At 34.6% G+C, this 20,340-nt stretch carries 22 protein-coding genes; 2 read left to right on the top strand and 20 right to left on the bottom strand.

The genetic code is table 11. The annotated features are described in order from the left end of the window. Window positions 1-16: 16 nt before the first annotated feature. The 16 genes from sucD to ffh all read right to left on the bottom strand — a co-directional run bounded on the left by sucD (window position 17) and on the right by ffh (window position 15,225). Entirely contained in the window at window positions 17-892 is an 876-nt protein-coding gene (gene sucD / locus SAR11G3_RS02230; RefSeq protein ID WP_013695119.1) for a succinate--CoA ligase subunit alpha, read from the bottom strand. A gap of 2 nt (window positions 893-894) precedes the next feature. After that, a complete protein-coding gene (gene sucC, locus SAR11G3_RS02225) occupies window positions 895-2,055 on the bottom strand; it encodes an ADP-forming succinate--CoA ligase subunit beta (RefSeq protein ID WP_013695118.1) in 1,161 nt (386 codons plus the stop codon). Window positions 2,056-2,144: 89 nt separating this feature from the next. After that, on the bottom strand, window positions 2,145-3,107 hold the full coding sequence (gene mdh, locus SAR11G3_RS02220; protein WP_013695117.1) for a malate dehydrogenase: 963 nt from the start codon (window positions 3,105-3,107) through the stop codon (window positions 2,145-2,147). A 2-nt stretch (window positions 3,108-3,109) separates the two neighbouring features. Then, entirely contained in the window at window positions 3,110-4,603 is a 1,494-nt protein-coding gene (locus SAR11G3_RS02215) for a CoA-acylating methylmalonate-semialdehyde dehydrogenase (RefSeq protein ID WP_013695116.1), read from the bottom strand. A gap of 83 nt (window positions 4,604-4,686) precedes the next feature. After that, window positions 4,687-5,460, bottom strand: a complete 774-nt coding sequence (locus SAR11G3_RS02210) for a succinate dehydrogenase iron-sulfur subunit (protein ID WP_013695115.1) — start codon at window positions 5,458-5,460, stop codon at window positions 4,687-4,689. A gap of 3 nt (window positions 5,461-5,463) precedes the next feature. Continuing rightward, a complete protein-coding gene (gene sdhA, locus SAR11G3_RS02205; RefSeq protein WP_013695114.1) occupies window positions 5,464-7,248 on the bottom strand; it encodes a succinate dehydrogenase flavoprotein subunit in 1,785 nt (594 codons plus the stop codon). A 3-nt stretch (window positions 7,249-7,251) separates the two neighbouring features. After that, a complete protein-coding gene (gene sdhD, locus SAR11G3_RS02200; protein WP_013695113.1) occupies window positions 7,252-7,587 on the bottom strand; it encodes a succinate dehydrogenase, hydrophobic membrane anchor protein in 336 nt (111 codons plus the stop codon). Beyond that, window positions 7,584-7,964 (bottom strand): succinate dehydrogenase, cytochrome b556 subunit, encoded by a 381-nt coding sequence (sdhC, locus tag SAR11G3_RS02195; protein ID WP_041862319.1) that lies wholly within the window; start codon window positions 7,962-7,964, stop codon window positions 7,584-7,586. The genes sdhD and sdhC overlap by 4 nt, the downstream gene beginning before the upstream one ends. After that, window positions 7,965-8,975 carry an aspartate-semialdehyde dehydrogenase gene (locus SAR11G3_RS02190; protein WP_013695111.1) on the bottom strand — a complete coding sequence of 337 codons (1,011 nt, stop codon included), beginning with the start codon at window positions 8,973-8,975 and terminating at the stop codon, window positions 7,965-7,967. Further along, window positions 8,972-10,084, bottom strand: coding sequence for a 3-isopropylmalate dehydrogenase (gene leuB, locus SAR11G3_RS02185; protein ID WP_013695110.1), 1,113 nt, complete (start codon window positions 10,082-10,084; stop codon window positions 8,972-8,974). Before leuB ends, SAR11G3_RS02190 begins: the two co-directional genes overlap by 4 nt. Further along, the gene (gene leuD, locus SAR11G3_RS02180) at window positions 10,085-10,690 is read right to left on the bottom strand and encodes a 3-isopropylmalate dehydratase small subunit (protein ID WP_013695109.1); all 606 of its coding nucleotides are present in this window, start codon (window positions 10,688-10,690) and stop codon (window positions 10,085-10,087) included. Beyond that, the gene (gene leuC / locus SAR11G3_RS02175) at window positions 10,690-12,090 is read right to left on the bottom strand and encodes a 3-isopropylmalate dehydratase large subunit (protein WP_041862315.1); all 1,401 of its coding nucleotides are present in this window, start codon (window positions 12,088-12,090) and stop codon (window positions 10,690-10,692) included. The genes leuD and leuC overlap by 1 nt, the downstream gene beginning before the upstream one ends. A 92-nt stretch (window positions 12,091-12,182) precedes the next feature. Further along, complete coding sequence (gene rplS, locus SAR11G3_RS02170; protein ID WP_237697297.1) at window positions 12,183-12,566, bottom strand: 50S ribosomal protein L19; 384 nt, start codon at window positions 12,564-12,566, stop codon at window positions 12,183-12,185. 1 nt (window position 12,567) lies between these two features. After that, window positions 12,568-13,257, bottom strand: a complete 690-nt coding sequence (gene trmD, locus SAR11G3_RS02165) for a tRNA (guanosine(37)-N1)-methyltransferase TrmD (RefSeq protein ID WP_013695106.1) — start codon at window positions 13,255-13,257, stop codon at window positions 12,568-12,570. 7 nt (window positions 13,258-13,264) lie between these two features. Continuing rightward, on the bottom strand, window positions 13,265-13,852 hold the full coding sequence (gene rpsP / locus SAR11G3_RS07870) for a 30S ribosomal protein S16 (RefSeq protein ID WP_013695105.1): 588 nt from the start codon (window positions 13,850-13,852) through the stop codon (window positions 13,265-13,267). Window positions 13,853-13,863: 11 nt separating this feature from the next. After that, complete coding sequence (ffh, locus tag SAR11G3_RS02155; protein ID WP_041862472.1) at window positions 13,864-15,225, bottom strand: signal recognition particle protein; 1,362 nt, start codon at window positions 15,223-15,225, stop codon at window positions 13,864-13,866. A 170-nt stretch (window positions 15,226-15,395) separates the two neighbouring features. Between ffh and dapF the strand changes: the two genes are divergently transcribed. After that, window positions 15,396-16,208, top strand: a complete 813-nt coding sequence (gene dapF, locus SAR11G3_RS02150) for a diaminopimelate epimerase (RefSeq protein WP_041862314.1) — start codon at window positions 15,396-15,398, stop codon at window positions 16,206-16,208. Between the two features lie 2 nt (window positions 16,209-16,210). Next, window positions 16,211-17,119: a signal recognition particle-docking protein FtsY gene (gene ftsY, locus SAR11G3_RS02145; protein WP_013695101.1), complete on the top strand. Its 909-nt coding sequence runs from the start codon at window positions 16,211-16,213 to the stop codon at window positions 17,117-17,119. A gap of 2 nt (window positions 17,120-17,121) precedes the next feature. Here ftsY and SAR11G3_RS02140 read toward each other — a convergent pair whose 3' ends face one another. The 4 genes from SAR11G3_RS02140 to SAR11G3_RS02125 form a co-directional block, all read right to left on the bottom strand. After that, entirely contained in the window at window positions 17,122-17,919 is a 798-nt protein-coding gene (locus tag SAR11G3_RS02140) for an alpha/beta hydrolase (RefSeq protein WP_041862313.1), read from the bottom strand. Next, the gene (locus tag SAR11G3_RS02135) at window positions 17,916-18,755 is read right to left on the bottom strand and encodes a DMT family transporter (protein WP_013695099.1); all 840 of its coding nucleotides are present in this window, start codon (window positions 18,753-18,755) and stop codon (window positions 17,916-17,918) included. Before SAR11G3_RS02135 ends, SAR11G3_RS02140 begins: the two co-directional genes overlap by 4 nt. Before the next feature lie 77 nt (window positions 18,756-18,832). Next, a complete protein-coding gene (locus SAR11G3_RS02130) occupies window positions 18,833-19,012 on the bottom strand; it encodes a hypothetical protein (protein WP_013695098.1) in 180 nt (59 codons plus the stop codon). Continuing rightward, entirely contained in the window at window positions 19,005-20,339 is a 1,335-nt protein-coding gene (locus SAR11G3_RS02125; RefSeq protein ID WP_013695097.1) for an amidase, read from the bottom strand. The genes SAR11G3_RS02130 and SAR11G3_RS02125 overlap by 8 nt, the downstream gene beginning before the upstream one ends. Window position 20,340: the final 1 nt, after the last annotated feature.

Here is a 20,340-nt window from a genome sequence, read left to right as displayed (position 1 = left end):
GTAGTCTAAATATATATTACCCTTGTAATTTAGTCTTTAATGTTTTTCCAATATCAGCTGGTGACTCTGTCACAGTAATTCCACAAGATTTCATTTTTTCTATTTTATCTTGTGCTCCACCTTTTCCGCCAGCAATAATAGCTCCTGCATGACCCATTCTTCTTCCTGGGGGTGCTGTTAATCCTGCAATAAAACCCACTGTTGGCTTTTTAATCTTAGAATCTTTAATAAATTGAGCTGCTTGCTCTTCATCGTCTCCGCCTATTTCACCAATCATGATTATAGATTCTGTTTTTTCATCATTTAAAAATAGCTCCAAACAGTCTATAAAATTTGTTCCATTTACTGGATCGCCGCCTATACCAATACATGTAGATTGTCCTAAACCAATTGCAGTGGTCTGGGCAACGGCCTCATATGTAAGAGTTCCAGATCGAGAAACAATACCAACCGAACCTTTTTTGTGAATATGACCTGGCATAATACCAATTTTACATTCTTCAGGAGTAATGATTCCGGGGCAATTTGGCCCTATCAATCTTGATTTTGATCCTTTTAATTTTTCTTTAACTTTAATCATGTCTAGAATTGGAATTCCTTCAGTAATACAAGCAATCAAAGGCATTTCACATTCTATAGCTTCTATGATGGCTGCAGCAGCAAATTTAGCTGGCACATAAATCATTGTTGCATCAGCTTTCGTCTGGTTAACTGCCTCTTCTACAGTATTAAAAACTGGTTTTCCTAAATGAGTTTGTCCACCCTTATTAGGGGTAACACCGCCTACTAGATTAGTTCCGTATTCAATAGCCTGTTCTGAATGGAACGTACCGTGAGTGCCTGTGAAACCTTGGCAGATAACTTTTGTATCTTTATTAATTAAAACAGACATATTTATTTTATTGCCTCAACTATTTTTTGAGCAGCCTCTGACAAGTCATTTGCAGGAATAATTTTTAATCCTGACTGTTCTAATATTTTTTTTCCTTCTTCAAATTTAGTTCCGGCAAGTCTAACAACTAAAGGTACAGAAAGATTTGTTTCTTTTGCGGCTGCAATGACACCTTCGGCAATTACATCACACCTCATTATTCCTCCAAAAATATTAATCAAAATACCTTTAACGTTTTTATCAGATAAAATAATATTAAAAGCTGCCGACACTTTTTCTTTAGTTGCTCCTCCTCCTACATCTAAAAAGTTTGCAGGCTCTGAACCATAAAGCTTAATAATATCCATAGTAGCCATGGCAAGTCCTGCGCCATTTACCATACAACCAATTTCTCCATCTAATTTGATGTAGGCCAAATCATATTTACTTGCTTCTATTTCTGCAGGATCTTCTTCATCAAAATCTCTTAATTCCAAAATGTCTGGATGACGATATAATGCATTTGCATCAAAATTAATTTTTGCATCAAGACACAATACTTGATTTTCTTTTGTTAGAATTAAAGGATTTACTTCAATTAAGTTTGCGTCTGTATTTAGCAAAGCCTTAAAAATAGATTGAATAAGTTTTTCAGCTTGCTCGATAGATTCTGAAGGAAGCTGATATGGCTTTAATACTTGTGTTATGTCTTCTTTTGTTAATCCTTTAGAAAGACTAACACGAGTAGTGGTAATTTTTTCTGGAGTTTTGTTAGCAACTTCTTCTATATCCATTCCTCCCTCAGCGCTTGAAATAAAAGCAATTTTAGAACTTGCACGATCTACAAGACAAGATAGGTAGAATTCTTTTGAAATATCTGAAGCCTCTTCAATATACAGTCTTTTTACTTCCCTACCCTGGGGCCCTGTTTGATGAGTGACAAGAACTTTCCCTAGTAAATTTTTAGCCTCTTCCTTTAATTGTTCAAGATTATCAACAATTTTAACCCCACCTGCTTTACCTCTTCCTCCAGCATGGATTTGGGCTTTAAGGACAACTTTATCTGTTTTTATTTTTTTAAACTTTTCATCTATTTCGTCTAGTGAAAAAATGGGCTCTCCATTGGGAACTTCTGCTCCAAATTTTTTTAGAATGTCCTTGGCTTGATGCTCGTGAATGTTCATAAGAAATCTGAAACTACAACTTGGTTTCTAAGCTGTCAATTTTAATAGTTTTAATTAATTTTTTTTTACCAATACTAAACATTCTTTATTTATGACAGGCTAGGATCAATTTTTTTAGCTGCCTCGAAGAGATCTTTAACGGCTGCAATAGAAATATCAAAATATTTTTTTTCTTCTTCATCAAGCTCTAGTTCAATTACTTTTTCTATACCTTGTGATCCAATCACTACGGGAACTCCAACATATAATTCTTTGATGCCATATTCTCCATCTAAATATGCAGCACAAGGAAGGGTTTTCTTTTCATTCTTTAAATAAGACTCTGCCATTTGAACTCCTGCCGCAGCTGGGGCGTAAAATGCAGATCCAGTTTTTAAAAATTTTACAATCTCTGCTCCACCATTTCTCGTTCTGTCTACTATTTCATTTAACTTTTCTTGAGATATTTTTCCATTAGAGACTAGATCTGATAATTTTTCTTTACCAACCATGGTCCTGTTAGGCATGGGAACCATAGTATCTCCGTGACCACCCAGAACAAAAGAATCGATATCTTTAATTGAAACCTTTAGTTCTTGAGATAAAAATCTTTTAAATCGTGATGTGTCTAATATTCCAGCCATTCCAATTACTTTATTCTTTGGGAGCCCTGAATATTTTTGCAATGCCATTACAATAACATCTAAAGGATTAGTGATACAAATCACAAAGGCTTCTGGAGAAGTTTTTTTTATTCCTTCTGCAACTTGTTTAATAATTTTTAAGTTGATGCCTAAAAGATCGTCACGAGTCATTCCTGGCTTTCTAGGAACACCAGCAGTAATAATAATTACATCTGAATTTTTAGTATCTTCATAATTGTCTGTCCCAATTAAATTTACACTTGATCCATCGACCGCAAGAGATTGAGCAATATCCAATGCTTTTCCTTTTGCAACTCCTTCTGCTACATCAAAAAGTACCACGTCCGCTAGTTCTTTAGTTGCAATCAAATGAGCTAATGTTCCACCAATTTGTCCTGCACCGATTAATGATATTTTTTTTCTACTCATAGTTACTTCATAGTTGGCATTGTAAATTCTGGGTTGCTCCTTATACCTGAGGGCCAACGAGATGTAACTGTTTTTAACTTGGTGTAAAATCGAACACCTTCCATGCCATGCATGTGATGATCTCCAAATAAAGACCTTTTCCAGCCTCCAAAGCTATGGAATGCCATAGGAATTGGAATGGGTATATTGATACCTACCATTCCTACCTGTATTTTATTCACAAAAGTTCTAGCAGAATCTCCATCTCTTGTGAATAAACTAACACCATTTCCATATTCGTGATTATTAACTAGCTTTACAGCACTCTCGAAATCTTTAACCCTGACAATAGAAAGAACAGGTCCGAAGATCTCTTCTTTATAAATTCTCATTTGATCGGTCACATGATCAAATAAACAGCCCCCTATATAAAACCCCTTTTCATAACCTTGTAATTTCAAGTTTCTTCCGTCTACAGCTAGTTTTGCTCCTTCTTTTACTCCAATATCAACATAGTTTTTTACTTTTTCTAAATGTTCCTTGGTTACAAGCGGTCCCATTTCTGAATTCAAATCCATCCCAGGACCTACTTTTAATGCATTAACTTTTTCAGATAGTTTTTGAACAAGTTTATCTCCAATGTCCCCTACTGCTACTGCAACGGATTGAGCCATACATCTTTCTCCTGCAGATCCGTATGCAGCTCCCATTAATCCATTAACTGCCTGATCTAAATCAGAATCTGGCATAACCACACAATGATTTTTAGCTCCTCCTAATGCCTGAACTCTTTTTTCATTCTTGGCAGCATTTTCATAAATATATTTTGCAACTGGCGTAGATCCTACAAAGCTAATTGCACTAATTTTTTTGTTTTCTAGCAATGCATCTGCCGCTTCCTTGTCTCCATTGACAACGTTAAAAACCCCATCGGGCAAGCCAGCCTCTGTCAATAGCTTAGCTAACATCAATGCACATGAAGGATCCTTTTCGGATGGTTTTAATATAAATGTATTTCCACATGCAATTGCAATAGGGAACATCCACATTGGTACCATTGCAGGGAAATTAAAAGGTGTTATTCCAGCACATACTCCAAGTGACTGCCGAATAGACCAGCTATCAACATCTCTACCAACGTTTTCTGTAAATTCTCCTTTTAATAGATGAGGGATGCCACAGGCAAATTCAACAACTTCTAAACCCCTGGTAAGAGATCCTTTTGCATCGTCATAAACTTTTCCGTGCTCTGCAACTATTATTTTGGTTAATTCATCAGAATTTTTTTCAATTAGCTCTTTAAACTTAAATAAAATTCTAGCTCTTTGTAATGCCGGCGTGCTAGACCAGGAGTGAAATGCGCTATGAGCAATATCAACAACTTTATCTACATCTTGTTTTGTGGCTAGAGTGACTTTGGCACTTACTTCTCCAATTGAAGGGTCATAAACATCGGAAGTTTTTTTAGAATCTCCTTCAAATGCTTTGCCATTAACAAAATGGTGAATTTTTTTCATAAGAAAAAAGAAAGTATAGCTTGGTTTTTAAACTGTCAATTTAATAAGAAAACTTAAGGTTTATTGATTTTTGATAGTTACCACTATACAGAAACTAACATTTTTTTAATTGAACCAATGGCTTTTGCTGGGTTTAGTCCTTTTGGGCACGCATTGGTGCAATTCATAATGGTATGACATCTAAATAGTTTTAATTCATCCGCTACTTTTTTTAATCTTTTTTTTCTTTCGTCGTCTCTACTATCAACAATCCATCTATAAGCTTGCAAGAGGACTGCGGGTCCCAAATATTTATCCCCATTCCACCAATAGCTAGGGCAAGATGTTGAGCAGCAAGCACATAGTATACATTCATACAAACCATCTATTTTGGATCGATCTTCAATAGATTGTAATTTTTCAGCTTCTTTTCCAGTGGTCTCTGATTGCATCCATGGCTCAATAGATTCATATTGCTTATATAGTTGCTTTAAATCTGGAACCAAATCTTTGATAACTGGCATGTGTGGCAATGGATAAATATTTATATCCCCACTAATCTCTTCTGCTGGTTTTAAACAAGCTAGTGTATTAGAGCCATCAATATTCATCGCACAACTTCCGCAAATTCCTTCTCTACAAGATCTTCTAAAGGTTACAGTAGAATCAATTTCATTTTTAATTTTTATCAGAACGTCTAAAACCATTGGACCACATTCGTCCATAGCAACTTCGTAAGAATCTACTCTAGGATTTTTAGTATCTTCTGGATTCCATCGATATACATTAATTTTTTTCAAATTTTTTGATTTAGAATCGGAAGAGAAATGCTTACCTTTTTCTATCGTTGAATTTTTTGGTAAAGCAAATTGTACCATAATTTAGTAAACTCTTTTTTTAGGGGGAAAATATTGAACGTCTGTACTTAACGTGTAAGTATGGACATCTCTATAATCAATTTCAACTTTTCCGTCTGATTTTTGCCAAGCTAGTGTATGCTTCATCCATTCTTGGTCGTCTCTATCTTTAAAGTCTTCTCTTGAATGTGCGCCCCTACTTTCTTTTCTATTTTCTGCAGAAGAAACTGTAACCATTGATTGTCTAATTAAATTATCAAACTCTAAAGCTTCTACTAAGTCCGTGTTAAATATTAAGGATTTATCCTGAACGCGAATATCCTTCATTCCATCCCAAGGCTGCTGTATGTCATGAAGCCCTTCTTTTAAGGTCTTGTCTGTTCTAAAAACGGCACATTTGCTTTGCATAGTTCTTTGCATTTTATCTCTCAAAACTGCCGTAGGAGTACTTCCATTAGCATTTCTTAATTTATCAAATCGGTCTAGGGATTTTTGTGTCTCTGATTCTGGAATAGTTTCATGCTTAGAATTGGGTTTAACAACTTGGGCTGTACGAACTGAGGCAGCTTTTCCAAAAACGACTAAGTCAATTAATGAGTTGGATCCCAATCTATTTGCTCCATGAACCGAGACACATGCTGCCTCACCAATTGCCATTAAACCGTCTACTATTGTTTCAGATCCATCTGCGTCTTTTGTTAAAACTTCTCCATGATAATTAGTTGGAATTCCTCCCATGTTATAATGAACTGTTGGCATGACTGGTATTGGCTCTTTAGTAACATCCACTCCAGCAAATACTTTTGCCGACTCTGAAATTCCCGGAAGTCGTTCATGTAAAGTTTTTGGATCTATATGATTTAAATGAAGATAAATATGATCTTTATCTTTTCCAACTCCTCTTCCTTCATTAATTTCTACAGTCATTGATCGTGAAACAACATCTCGCGAAGCAAGATCTTTTGCGGAAGGTGCATACCTTTCCATAAATCTTTCCCCTTCAGAGTTAACTAAAAAACCACCCTCACCTCTACTTCCTTCGGTAATCAAACAGCCTGCACCGTAAATTCCTGTGGGATGAAATTGTATAAACTCCATATCTTGCAGTGGTAATCCTGCTCTCAAAACCATTCCTCCACCGTCTCCAGTACAAGTGTGGGCTGAAGTAGCTGAAAAATAAGCTCGACCATATCCTCCTGTAGCAAGAATAGTCATGTTTGATCTGAATCTGTGAATTTTTCCATCTTGCAACGACCATGCTAAAACACCATGGCACTTACCATTGTGCATTAATAAATCTAAAGCAAAGTACTCAATAAAAAACTCCGTATTCTTTTTTAAAGCCTGTCCATAAAGAGTGTGCAATATTGCATGACCAGTTCTATCTGCTGCTGCGCATGTTCTTTGGATAACACCATTTCCATAATTTTTAGTCATACCACCAAAAGGTCTCTGATAAATTTTTCCTTCTTCTGTTCTGCTAAAAGCCACACCATACTTTTCTAATTCAATAACCGCTTTGGGTGCTTCTTTACATAAAAATTCAATCGAATCTTGATCTCCAAGCCAATCTGCACCTTTAACTGTATCGTACATGTGCCATCGCCAATCGTCTTCACCCATATTTCCTAATGCAGCAGATATTCCTCCTTGAGCTGCAGCTGTGTGACTTCTAGTTGGAAAAACTTTTGATATGCATGCAGTTTTTAAACCTGCCTCAGACAGTCCAACAGCTGCTCTTAAGCCTGAGCCACCTGCGCCAACTACAATAGCGTCATATTCATGGTCAATAATTTCGTATTTGCTCATAATTTAATTAAATTTAATTAAGATTAAAGATACAATAGTTATTAAAGGAAGAACAGTAGCGAAGATAGAAATTATTAAATTTGCGACACTTTTGTATCGGCTATCTTGTATATAATCTTCAAATATTTCTCCCATTCCAATCTTCATATGAGAAAACACTAAAACTAAAAAAACTACTGAAAAAGAAAAATTAATATTGTTTTCAAAAAAAATTATAACCGTTGTGAAATCTTTTTGAACTAAACCGATAAAGACTGATAAAAACCAAATAAGCAAAGGCAAAAGGATAACTGCTGTAACTCTTTGTAAAATCCACTTGGTAACTGCAATATTTCTCATGATACAACCCATAATATTATAGTTAATAAGAAAGAACTTGTTAAAACAAAAATTCCTGAGAAGTTCGCAGTCTTAATTTCATATCCATAGCCCATATCCCAAAACAAATGCCTTAAACCATTTAGCAAATGGTAGCAAAATGACCAGGTAAAACCGACTAAAATAAATTTCCCTACGATGCTTGAAGAAAACATTGTAAAATATTTATAACAATTCTCACCCATGGATAACGAGAGTATCCAAAAACAAATAAGGGTTATGCCAGCTGTGTTTATGATTGATGTTAAGCGGTGAGTAATAGAAAGAAGAGAAGATAATTGCCACTTATAAACCTGCAGATGAGGCGATAGCGGTCTATTTTTGTTTAAATCATCCATTTAGATTAATTGTTTATCTACTAATGTTTCTGCGATTTGAACTGCATTTAATGCCGCTCCTTTTAATAAATTATCTGACACAACCCACATATTCAAACAATTTTTTTGGGTTGAATCTATTCTAATCCTAGAGATGTAAGTATCAAACTGACCTTCGGCTTCAATAGGAGTAATATATCCTCCGTTTTTCCTTTCATCTATAACTTTGCAACCCTTGGCAGATGATAAAGTTGAGTAAATTTGATCTAAAGTAAATGATCTTTCGAATTGAATATTTACAGATTCGCAGTGAGAGACTAAAACTGGAACGCGAACGCAGGTTGCTGTCAATTTAATTTTATCGCTTAGAATTTTTTGGGTTTCATTTACCATTTTCAATTCTTCTTTTGTATAGCCCTCATCTGTGAATTCATCTATGTGGGGAATAACATTAAATGCTATTTGTTTTGTAAAATTTTCTGAAATAATTTTTTCCTTATTTAAAAATTGTTTGGTCTGCTTTGCTAATTCATTCATAGGGTCTTTGCCAGCTCCAGATACAGACTGATAAGTTGAGACAACCACTCTTTCAATACTTAGCAAATCATGCAGTGGTTTCAGCGCAACCACCAATTGGGCTGTAGAACAATTTGGATTCGCAATTATATTTTTATTTTTAAACTGCATAATATCATCAGCATTCACCTCTGGAACTATCAGGGGTATCTCCTGATCCATTCTAAATAAGCTAGAATTGTCAATAACTATAGATTTTTTTGCAGCTATAGGAGCCCACTCTTTGCTCATTTCCGATCCACAACAAAAAAAAGTAATGGCAGCTTTGGAAAAATCAAAATTAGTTAAATCTTCTACTACAATTTCTTTCTTAAAAAATTTGACTTTTTTACCTTCACTATTTTTGGATGCCAATAGATAAAGATTATCAACGGGGAAATTTTTTTTTTCTAAAACTTCTATTATTTTCCTACCAACGTTTCCCGTTGCTCCAGCAATTGCTATATTTAATTTCATTTTTGAAGTTCTAATTTTGCAACTATCGCATCACCCATATCTGAAGTTGATACATTTTTTTTTCCGTCTTCCATAATATCAGCTGTTCTTAAACCATCTTTTAATACAAGTTTAATAGCAGATTCTAATAACTCAGATTCTTTATCAAAATTTAATGAATATTTTAAAGCCATAGCAAAACTTAATATCATTGCGATTGGATTGGCTATTCCTTTTCCAGCAATATCAGGTGCCGATCCATGACAAGGTTCATACATTGATCGAATTCTTCCATTTTTGTCTTTTTCGCTAAGAGATGCAGATGGCAACATACCCAGAGACCCTGTTAACATTGCAGCTTCGTCGGATAGCATGTCTCCAAACAAATTATCTGTTACGATAACATCAAACTGTTTTGGATTTCTTACTAATTGCATAGCACAATTATCTGCTAGCATATGACTTAACTCAATCTCTTTATAGGCTTTATTTTCATCGTAGAGAGCCTGAACTTCCTCTTTCCACAGCTGTCCTGCTTCCATTACATTAGATTTGTCAGCTGAAGTAACTTTTTTACCTCTCTTTAGGGCCAAATCAAAAGCAACTTTGGCGACTCTTTTAATTTCTTTAGTAGTGTACGTGTGGGTATTCACACCTTTTCTTTCTCCATTTTCAATTGGCTCGATTCCCCTTGGTTCTCCAAAGTAAATTCCTCCTGTAAGCTCTCTGACTATCAGGATGTCCAGGTCGGATATAATTTCTGCTTTTAAACTAGATGCGCTTACGAGTTCAGAAAAACAAATAGCTGGTCTTAAATTCGCAAATAATCTCATTTCTTTTCTCAATCTAAGAAGTGCTCTTTCTGGTTTTTTTGAAAATTCAAGATTATCCCATTTAGGGCCACCTACAGCTCCCAAAAGGACTGCGTCGCTATCCATGGCTTTATACAAAACCTGATCTGTTAGAGGAGTCCCATTTTCATCATAAGAAATTCCTCCAGCTAATTCTTCTGATATTTCAATCTCTAATTTTTTATTTTTATTGAACCAGCTAATTATTTTTTTAGCTTCTTTCATTATTTCAGGTCCAATGCCGTCACCGGCTAATAACAAAATATCTTTTTTAGCCATTTAAAAATGCCAAGGTGTTTTGGATTTTTGTTTTTCTATGAAACTATCTATGTGAGTTTGTTTTTTTAAAGTTAAAGCAATGTCATCATAGCCATTGATTAGGCACTCTTTCCTAAATTGTTCTACTTCAAATTCAATAGGTTGGTTGTCACCTTTTGTAATTTTTTGTTCTTCTAAATTAACTTCTATTTCTTTTTTTTCTAATGAAAATTTTGACAATTCCTTTATCTTTTCTTCTGGCAAAGAAATTGGTAAGATTCCGTTTTTAAAACAATTGTTATAAAAAATATCTGCAAAGCTTGGGGCTACAATTACTTTAATTCCAAAATCTAACAGCGCCCACGGAGCATGCTCCCTTGAAGATCCACATCCAAAATTATTTTCTCCAATAAGAATTTTTGAACTAGTGTACGGGTCAACATTTAAAACAAAATCTTTAATAGGCTCGTGTGTTTGTTTGTCATATCTCATTTCAAAAAACAGACTTACACCAAGTCCTGTTCTTTTAATTGTTTTGAGAAATTGTTTTGGAATAATCATGTCTGTATCCACATTAACAATAGGTAAGTACGCTGGTATACTTTTTATATTTTTAAACTTTTCCATTATAAAAACTTTCTAACATCTGCAAGTTTTCCTTCAATTGCAGCTGCAGCTGCCATAGCAGGACTCATTAAATGAGTTCTACCATCCATGCCTTGCCTTCCTTCAAAATTTCTATTTGAAGTAGATGCGCATCTTTCTTTTGGTTTAAGCTGGTCCGGATTCATCCCTAAACACATAGAACATCCTGCCTCTCTCCACTCCAAACCTGCATCAATAAACACTTTATCCAAACCCTCTTCTTCAGCTTGCTTTTTTACTAATCCTGATCCTGGAACAACATAACCAGTAACATTTTTTGAAACCTTGTTGCCTTTTAGTATGCTTGCTGCTGCTCTTAAATCTTCAATTCTTCCATTGGTGCAGGATCCAATAAATACTTTATCAATAGAAATATCTTCTAATTTATCCTTGGGATTGAGACCCATGTATTCTAAGGATCTTATTACAGCTTGTTTTTTATCTTTATCATGAATTTCATCTAGACTGGGGATGCTTGCGTTAATTGGCAAAACATCTTCGGGACTTGTACCCCATGTAACTGAAGGAACAATTTCTTCGCCTTTTAATGTAATAGTTTTATCATATTTTGCATCTGGGTCTGATTTCAAAGTAACCCAATGTTCCATCGCTTTGTCCCATTGTTCACCTTTTGGGGCCATAGGTTTTCCTTTTAAAAATTCAAATGTTTTTTCATCGGGTTCTATAATCCCAACTCTTGAACCGGCTTCAATTGCCATATTGCAAACCGTCATTCTTTCTTCCATAGTAAGACTTTTTATAACTTCTCCAGAAAATTCAAGGGCATATCCTCCTCCTCCAGCTGTTCCTAAAATTCCAATAACTGTCAAAATAATATCTTTAGCGGTTACTCCGGTAGATAGTTTTCCATTAACCTCAATTTTCATATTTTTAAGCTTACTTTGTAATAGCGTTTGAGTAGCTAAAACGTGCTCAACTTCTGAAGTGCCTATGCCAGCTGCTATGGCTCCGAAAGCTCCGTGGGTAGCTGTATGACTATCACCACATACAATGGTCATTCCGGGCTGTGTAAAACCCTGCTCAGGACCAATAACATGAACAATGCCCTGTCTAATATCATTAAGAGCAAAAAAATTAAGACCAAAATCTTTGCAATTTTTTTCTAAAGTTTCATATTGTAATTTAGAATCTTTATTCTCAATTGGTTTTGAACGGTCTGTAGTAGGGACGTTATGATCCGCAACTGCCAAAGTTGATTCTGGAGAAAAAACTTTTCTGTTGTTCATTCTCAGTCCCTCGAAAGCTTGGGGGCTTGTGACTTCATGCACAAGATGTCTATCTATATAAATTAAACAAGTACCGTCATCTTGTTTGTGGACTAGATGACTTTCAAAAATTTTATCGTATAGGGTTTGGGGCATTAGACCTTATTTTTTTAAATCTTCTTTTTTATCTTGAGACTTTTCGTTAATACTCTCTTCAATTTTTACGCTATCTTCCTTCTTAGTAAGATCTAAACCAATCTTTTTTTAATTTTCTCATTAATTCTAGCAGATTTACCTTTTCTATCCCTTAAGTAGTAAAGCTTTGCTCTTCTAACTTTTCCAGAACGAATTAATTCAATAGAGTCTAAGTTTGGACTGTAAAGCTGGAATACTCTTTCCACACCCTCTCCAAATGAAATTTTTCTAACTGTGAAAGCTGAATTAATTCCTCTATTTTTTTTTGCTATACAAACACCTTCATAAGCCTGAATTCTTTGTTTTTTACCTTCAATTATCCTAACATTTACTTTTACTGTATCTCCAGGATTGAAGTCTGTAATTGATTTGTTAGCTAATAATTTTTTAATCTCTTCTTTATTTATGTCTTCAATGTTTTTCATGTCTAAACTCATTTTAATTTTTATTTTTGTTATACTTTTGCCATAAATCTGGCCTTAGGCGCTGTGTTATACCCCTGGACTGTTCTAAACGCCAGTGCTTTATTTCCGCATGGTTTCCCGATAATAGAACGTCTGGAACTTTTTGACCCCCCCATTCTCTAGGTTGCGTATACTGAGGATATTCTAATAAATGTCCATTAAAACTTTCTTCTCGTAAGGAAGATTCCCCACCTAAAACACCTGGCAATAATCTTAAAATACTATCTAGCAAAACAACTGATGCTGTTTCGCCTCCTGACAGGATATAGTCTCCAATGCTTATTTCTTCTATATTATTTTTATCAATTACTCTCTGATCCACACCTTCAAAATGACCACATAAAATATTTAATCCTTTTTCTAAAGAAAAATTTTTTGCCATTTGTTGTGTTAATTTTTTACCTTTGGGAGATAGATAAATAGTTGAATTGGTATTTAGATTTTTTTCCAAACAGTTGTTAATAACATCTGCTCGCATTATCATACCACTACCTCCGCCAAAAGGTTTGTCATCGACAGACCCATGCTTATCTATGGCGTAGTCTCTTATATTTATAGTTTCTAAATTCCAAATTTTTTTTTCCCTAGCTCTCTTGTACATACCCATATCAAGTAAGCCTGGGAAAAAATCTGGATAAAGCGTAAATATTTTAGCTGACCACATTATATCTTTATTTTTTTTCCTCCTCAGTTGCTGGTGCTGCTTCTGCTGCTGGAGTCTCTGCTGGTGCTGCTTCTGCTGCTGGAGTCTCTGCTGGTGCTGCTTCTGCTGCTGGAGTCTCTGCTGGTGCTGCTTCTGCTGCTGGAGTCTCTGCTGGTGCTGCTTCTGCTGCTGGAGTCTCTGCTGGTGCTGCTTCTGCTGCTGGAGTCTCTGCTGGTGCTGCTTCTGCTGCTGGAGTCTCTGCTGGTGCTGCTTCTGCTGCTTTTTTTGCTTCAGCTGCTGCTTTTAATTTTTCTTGAGCTTTCTTTTTTGGCTTAGCTTTAATCGGATTATTTCTTTGAGCCGGCATAGGTATTACTTCTGCTTGACCTAAAAATCTTGCTATTCTTTCCGACGGTTGTGCGCCTTGTGCTAACCAATACTTTATTCTCTCGATATCAAGATTTAGTCTTTCCTTTTTGTCCTTGGGAAGTAATGGATTAAAAAAACCAACTTTCTCGATAAATTTACCGTCTCTTGGTCTTCGAGAATCGGCTACTACAATTTTATAGAAGGGTCTTTTTTTAGCTCCTCCTCTGGACATTCTTATTTTTAACATACGTTTCCTTTCTATTTTAGATTATTGAATAACTCAGGAGGAACATTATCCATTCCCTCAAGAGCACCTCTTCCGCCTTTTGACATTTTTTTCATCATAGTTGTCATCATTTTATGTTGCTTTAGAAGCTTATTTACCATTGAAATGTCTGTGCCAGATCCATTTGCAATTCTTTTTTTTCTTGAACCATCTATAACTCTTGGGTTATCTCTTTCCTTTTCTGTCATAGATAAAATAATAGCTTCTTGTTTTGCAAGCAAACTTTCATCCAGATCAGAGTCTTCCATTTGTTTTTTAATTTTAGAAACACCGGGCAACATACTCAATACCCCACTCATACCCCCTGCTTTTTTCATTTGTTGAATTTGTTTTAGGTAGTCACTAAAAGTAAAAGATCCTTTTTTAAAATTTTCTTCAAGTTCTTCGATTTTTTCTTTTTCCAATCCCTCTGAAACTTTTTCTACAAGGGAAACAACATCCCCCATACCCAAAATTCGATTGGCTATTCTATCTGGATGAAACACTTCCATTTCATCAATACCCTCTCCAGTTCCAAGAAATTTTATTGGACATCCGGTTGTTGATTTCATACTTAATGCAGCACCACCTTTTCCATCTCCATCAATTCTGGTCAATATAATTGAACTTAGGGAGACAGTTTTTTTAAACTCAGAAGCAATATTGACTGCATCTTGACCTGTTAAAGAGTCGGCCACTAATATAATTTCACTTGGCTGAATATCGTTTTCTAATTGTTTTAACTCCATCATCATTTGTTGATCGATTTGAGTTCTACCTGCAGTATCAAAAATGATTACATCTTCTCCGGATAGAGAGGCTGCATTAATAGCTCTTTTAGATATTTCTAGAGGAAACTGTCCGTCCATTATTGGAAGTGTTTTAATAGAATTGCTATTTCCGAGTACCTCCAGCTGTCTTTGTGCTGCTGGTCGGTAAATATCCAAACTTACTAACATACTTTTTTTTGAATACTGTTTTTCTAAATATTTAGCTAACTTTGCAGATGTCGTGGTTTTTCCAGACCCTTGCAAACCAACTACTAGAATTTTAATTGGGGGCACTGCTTTTAAATTAAGTTCTTTTTTTTCGTCTCCAAGAACTTTTACCAATTCATCAAAAACTATTTTGACGATCATTTGTCCAGGCGTTACAGATTTTAAAACTTCTTGCCCGACAATTTTAGGCTTAATATTATTAATAAATTCTTTAGCTACAGAAAGAGAAACATCTGACTCCAGTAAAGCTTGCCTAATCTTCCGCAATCCTTCGTCAGCCTGCTTTTCGTCTAGTCGTGTTATTCGGTTAAAAAACGAAAAAGCACTTTCAATCTTATCTGTTAAACTCTCAAACATAATTTTCTTTCTTTCTCCCAACAAAAAAGGCACTAGTGGGCGAATCCTCGCTGACTAGTGTTGATCTCCTCCAAAGAGGACACCACAAAATTGTAATAATTTGTGGAAGTGTTTAGAAGCTATATAGTAACAATTTAAATGTCAAGAAAACTGGAGTAATACCTAAAGTTATGGATTTTAAAGGTTATACAATGAATGGCTTAGGCAATGATTTCCTAATTTTGGATAATAGAACCAAGCCTACCATTCTATCTAATGTGCAGATTAGGCATTTGGCCAATAGAAATAATATTGGTTTTGATCAACTAATCATAATTGAATCTGGGAATGATTCTGCTCATAATATTTTATTTTATAATTCCGACGGTGAAGAAGCTGAGGCCTGCGGAAATGGGAGTAGGTGTGTGGCGCACTTTCTAATGGAAGAAAAAAAAATAAAGAAAATTTCTATAAATACCAAAAGTGGTATTTTAAATTCTATTGATAATGGAAACAAAAATATAACTATAGATATGGGTGAGCCAATATTTGATTGGGAAAAAATTCCATTATCTGAAGAAATGGATCCTTCCAACGTTTGTATAACACTTAAAGACAATTCTAGTTTTGATGGTTATGCTCTGAGTGTGGGAAATCCACACATAATTTTCTTTAATGATATTGAAACAGATAAATTAAAAATAATTGGTCCTGAAATTGAAAATCATAAAACTTTTCCCAAAAAGTGTAATGTTACATTCGCTAAAATCATAGATCAAAATAATATTAAAGTGAATGTGTGGGAACGCGGCGCAGGGCTAACAAAAGCATGTGGAACTGGCGCATGTGCTACTGCTGTGGCTTCTGCTAAAAAAAATCTTACTGAAAGACTTGTTAATATACATTTTCAAACTGGAAAGTTATCTATTGATTGGAAAAAAAACAATCGCATACACATGTCTGGGCCCGTTTCTGATATCCAAGAAGTTAATATTAGTATCTAAAAATGGGATTCTTAAAAAATTTAAAAGAAGGGTTGTTTAAATCTTCATCAAACATATCTGAGGGTGTCTCTAATATTTTTCTAAAGTCTAAGCCTAATGAAAAAATATTAGAAGAGATTGAAGATTTTATGATTCAATGTGATTTTGGAATTGATGTTGCAAGTAAGTTTAAATTAATTTTAGCAAATAAAAAATTTTCTGAAGAAGAGCTAAAAAAAGAAAACTTTTATAATATTTTTTCAGAAGAAGTGATAAAAATTTTACAACCTCTCGAAAAAAAAATTGTAAACACTGAATCGGACTTTAAGACAATTATTGTATGTGGTGTTAATGGTACTGGAAAAACAACCACCATTGGAAAGTTATCTAAACTATTTAAAAATCATAATAAAAAAGTTGTTGTTGGAGCTGCAGATACTTTTAGAGCTGCTGCAATAGACCAGCTTAAGGTATGGTGTGACAAAAATAATACAGAGATGATTCAATCGGAAGTTGGTGCAGATCCTGCCTCTGTAGCATTTAAGACTCTTGAATACGCAAAAAATAATAATAAAGATTTATGCATAATTGATACTGCTGGACGCCTTCAAAATAAAAAGAATTTGATGGAAGAATTTGCAAAGATTGTAAGGGTTCTAAAAAAAATTGACCCTGATGCTCCGCAAGAAACATGGATTGTTTTAGATGCGACGACAGGACAAAATGCTATTACGCAAATTGAAGAATTTCAAAAGATTACTCCTTTAACTGGAATTGTTATGACCAAGCTAGACGGTACTGCCAAAGGTGGTATTTTGGTTGCCATAGCGGATCGATTTAAAATTCCAATTGTTGCTATTGGTGTTGGAGAAAAAGAAGAAGATTTGAATCAATTTATTGCCTCAGAATATAGCCAGGCCCTGATAAAATAAATCTAAAGAGCGCTAATAAAATCTCTCAATACGGATACTAATTTTATATCGTATTTCATCATATGATCATCAGAATTTGGAAAATAAGAATACTTTGGATTATTTGCTTCTTGAAATAATGTTTTCCCCATATGAGCTGGAACAAGTGTGTCCATTTCTCCATGCATGATTAGAATAGGAGACACATTTTTTTTAATTTTAGAAAGAGATTCAAACCGATCTTTTACAAGGATGGACGCTGGAAGAAATGGATAAATCTTTTTCGCCATTGCCACCATGGAAGTGTAGGGAGATTCCAAGATTATTCCTGCATATTTAGAATCTTTAGCAAGCTCTAAAGCTACGCCTGTTCCTAAAGATTCTCCATAAAGAATAATATTTGTTTTTATTATACCCTTCTGCTCTAACCAACGTATTGAACTTTTGGCATCTTGATATAATCCATCTTCTGTTGGTTTTCCTTGGTTACCGCTAAATCCCCTCCAAGAAATAATTAAAAAATTTAAGTTTAATTGATTAATTTTGTTAAGTTTATAAATTCTATTATTAAGATTTCCAGCATTGCCGTGAAAAAAAACTAGTGTCTTGTAGTTTGAATTTTTAAAAGAATACCAAGAATTTAGAACAATATTTTCTGTTGAAGAGATTTCAACTTTTTTAAACTCAAACTGAATACCTGTGTCGTCATAGCTATTAATATCTGGATGGTACATAAAAGTTCTCTGAAACAAAAACATAAATAGACAGATAGCAAAATAAGAAATGAGTAGTAAAATTAGAATTTTTTTATAAAAAATCATTTAGAGTATTTTTTATTTGCGAGATAAATTCCCACTAACACCAGCAAAGCTCCATAAAAATGATAAACTTCTAGCTTTTCCCCAAATAAAATCATGCCATATATTGATCCATAAATTGGCATTAAATATACCGTTAGTCCCGCAAGAGAAGCTCCAATTAATTGTTGTAATTTAGTGTACATAGTAAATGCTATTACGCCTGGAAATACTGCTGCTAGTAATACAAAAAAAAGAAATCCTAAATCGTAAGTTGTAGGAATAAAATAAATATTTTCTATTATAAGAAAAGGTAAAAGAAATACAGCTCCCATAAAGCTCATTAAAGTAAACCTTGCAAGAATAGAAAATTGACTCTTGCGATGAATTAGACTGATAGAGAAAACTGCCCAACTGGTTGCAGATATAAGCATCCACAAATCTCCATAGGTAAAGACTAAACTTAATAAATTTTCAATATCAGCCTTAAATATCACAAAGGCTACTCCTCCAAAACTAATCCATATACCGAAATGCTGAATTAACTTTAACCTTTCCTTAAAATACACCGAAGACAACAGGACAATTATAATTGGAGCTAATGCATAAATAATACTCATATTGGTTACGGTAGTTGTGAATCCTGAAATGTATGGAAATGCACCACAAATTGAAAAACCTGTGAACCCAAGAATTGCCAGATTGGGAAGTTCGCTTTTTAGGCAATCCCTTTTCTTTTTTATTTCCTTAAGTACAAATGGAAGCATAAACAAAAAAACTATAAACCAGCGCCAAAATGCCAATGAGATAGGAGGAATAAAACCAAGAGCTCCTTTACCAATAGCAATATTGCTAGTCATAAAGATTGGTTGAATAAATAGTAAAGAGAAATGTAAAAAGTTGTTTTTAAGATTAGACACAACGGTAAAGAAAATAATTATTTTTTATCGAAGAAAGCCTCGTAGACCATCATGCCAATAGCGATAGCCATTAAAATAAAAACAGGTAAAACATCGAAAAAACCAATCATGGAAGATCTCTGCAATGTAGTAGCCAAGCCTACTAGGAAGGCAATTGCTAGACCTACTCCTAAAGTTGTTGTTATTTTATTAATCATTTTGTTTGCAATTTTTTTCTACCCAACTAGCAACACCCAAAAACCTTAAATCATCATACTTGTCGCCGATTAATTGGATGCCTAATGGTAGATCATTTTTTCCGGTAAGTAAAGGTAATGAAATTGATGGAAGACCCAAGTAAGTCCACACTGTACTAAATTCTGGACTACCAGTATTTCCCAATCCCTTAGGAGCGACCCCAGAAGAAGCTGGTGTTAAAACTCCATGGTAATCTTCAAATACCTCTTTGTAAGAATCATAACTTCTCTTCATAAAATCAATTGCTTCTGCATATTCTGTTGCAGAATTTTTAAGACCTCGCTCAATTGCGCTTACCATCTCTTTGGAAAGTTTTTTTTTATATTTTTTATAATATAGTTGGAAATTATTAGCCATATCCGTCTCATGAATTATTTTATGATATTTTGGAATGTCATCAAAATAAGAAGGGGTATCAAATACTTCAATATTTTTTTTAAAAGTCTTTATAAAAATTTCAAAAGATTCTTGGGATTCTTTATCAAGATTTTTCCAGTTCTTAGTTTTGTAAAAAATAAATTTGGGATCAAAAAGTGGACCTTTTCTGCACACATCCATCATTTCCTCCGCGGAATAATGAATTGTTGATGGATCAAATAAATCTTTTTTAATTAACACCTTTGCTAATAGCGCCACATCTTCTACAGATTTTCCAAAAATACCCACTTGATCTAATTTATCTGATTGTTTTAAAATTCCGTATCTAGAGATTAGGCCATATGATGGTTTGTACCCAACAACACCGCAGTAAGATGCTGGTCTAATAGTTGAGCCATTAGTTTGCGAACCAATTGACAGGGGTGTCATATAGGCTGCCACTGCTGCTGCAGATCCACTTGAAGAACCTCCGGGAGTCCTTTTGTAGTCATGAGGATTGGTAGTTTTTCCTGGATGAAAATAGGCAAGTTCTGTTGTCTCTGTTTTTCCCATAATAATAGCACCCGCTACTTTAAGGAGATTAACAACTTCCGAGTCTTGGGAGGCTGTCATTTTTTTTCTTATGGTAGTTCCACATTCTGTCGGCATATCTAAAGTTCCAATTATGTCTTTAACAGCTATAGGCAATCCATGTAATAATCCCAATGGTTTTCCTGAAATTCTATGCTCATCTGCTTCTGCAGCCTTTTCTAAAAGTAGTTTTTTATTAAAATGTGACCAAGCTTTCACATCTTTTTCAAACTTACCTATTCTTTCAATATACTGCGAGCAAACTTCGACAGAGGAAATTTCGCCTTCTCTTAGTTGTGCAGCTAATTCATTGGCCGAAAGAGATAAAATGTCTGGCATA

Origin of the sequence: Candidatus Pelagibacter sp. IMCC9063, assembly GCF_000195085.1 — a bacterium.
Classification (GTDB): Bacteria; Pseudomonadota; Alphaproteobacteria; order Pelagibacterales; family Pelagibacteraceae; genus IMCC9063.
This window is presented reverse-complemented; position numbering and strand designations above follow the sequence as displayed.

Bases quoted from the DNA above. Each gene is read 5' to 3' on its own strand.
- sucD (WP_013695119.1), bottom strand. From the start codon at position 892: ATGTCTGTTTTAATTAATAAAGATACAAAAGTTATCTGCCAAGGTTTC.
- sucC (WP_013695118.1), bottom strand. From the start codon at position 2,055: ATGAACATTCACGAGCATCAAGCCAAGGACATTCTAAAAAAATTTGGA.
- mdh (WP_013695117.1), bottom strand. From the start codon at position 3,107: ATGAGTAGAAAAAAAATATCATTAATCGGTGCAGGACAAATTGGTGGA.
- SAR11G3_RS02215 (WP_013695116.1), bottom strand. From the start codon at position 4,603: ATGAAAAAAATTCACCATTTTGTTAATGGCAAAGCATTTGAAGGAGAT.
- SAR11G3_RS02210 (WP_013695115.1), bottom strand. From the start codon at position 5,460: ATGGTACAATTTGCTTTACCAAAAAATTCAACGATAGAAAAAGGTAAG.
- sdhA (WP_013695114.1), bottom strand. From the start codon at position 7,248: ATGAGCAAATACGAAATTATTGACCATGAATATGACGCTATTGTAGTT.
- sdhD (WP_013695113.1), bottom strand. From the start codon at position 7,587: ATGAGAAATATTGCAGTTACCAAGTGGATTTTACAAAGAGTTACAGCA.
- sdhC (WP_041862319.1), bottom strand. From the start codon at position 7,964: ATGGATGATTTAAACAAAAATAGACCGCTATCGCCTCATCTGCAGGTT.
- SAR11G3_RS02190 (WP_013695111.1), bottom strand. From the start codon at position 8,975: ATGAAATTAAATATAGCAATTGCTGGAGCAACGGGAAACGTTGGTAGG.
- leuB (WP_013695110.1), bottom strand. From the start codon at position 10,084: ATGGCTAAAAAAGATATTTTGTTATTAGCCGGTGACGGCATTGGACCT.
- leuD (WP_013695109.1), bottom strand. From the start codon at position 10,690: ATGGAAAAGTTTAAAAATATAAAAAGTATACCAGCGTACTTACCTATT.
- leuC (WP_041862315.1), bottom strand. From the start codon at position 12,090: ATGCCCCAAACCCTATACGATAAAATTTTTGAAAGTCATCTAGTCCAC.
- rplS (WP_237697297.1), bottom strand. From the start codon at position 12,566: ATGAGTTTAGACATGAAAAACATTGAAGACATAAATAAAGAAGAGATT.
- trmD (WP_013695106.1), bottom strand. From the start codon at position 13,257: ATGTGGTCAGCTAAAATATTTACGCTTTATCCAGATTTTTTCCCAGGC.
- rpsP (WP_013695105.1), bottom strand. From the start codon at position 13,852: ATGTTAAAAATAAGAATGTCCAGAGGAGGAGCTAAAAAAAGACCCTTC.
- ffh (WP_041862472.1), bottom strand. From the start codon at position 15,225: ATGTTTGAGAGTTTAACAGATAAGATTGAAAGTGCTTTTTCGTTTTTT.
- dapF (WP_041862314.1), top strand. From the start codon at position 15,396: ATGGATTTTAAAGGTTATACAATGAATGGCTTAGGCAATGATTTCCTA.
- ftsY (WP_013695101.1), top strand. From the start codon at position 16,211: ATGGGATTCTTAAAAAATTTAAAAGAAGGGTTGTTTAAATCTTCATCA.
- SAR11G3_RS02140 (WP_041862313.1), bottom strand. From the start codon at position 17,919: ATGATTTTTTATAAAAAAATTCTAATTTTACTACTCATTTCTTATTTT.
- SAR11G3_RS02135 (WP_013695099.1), bottom strand. From the start codon at position 18,755: ATGACTAGCAATATTGCTATTGGTAAAGGAGCTCTTGGTTTTATTCCT.
- SAR11G3_RS02130 (WP_013695098.1), bottom strand. From the start codon at position 19,012: ATGATTAATAAAATAACAACAACTTTAGGAGTAGGTCTAGCAATTGCC.
- SAR11G3_RS02125 (WP_013695097.1), bottom strand. From the start codon at position 20,339: ATGCCAGACATTTTATCTCTTTCGGCCAATGAATTAGCTGCACAACTA.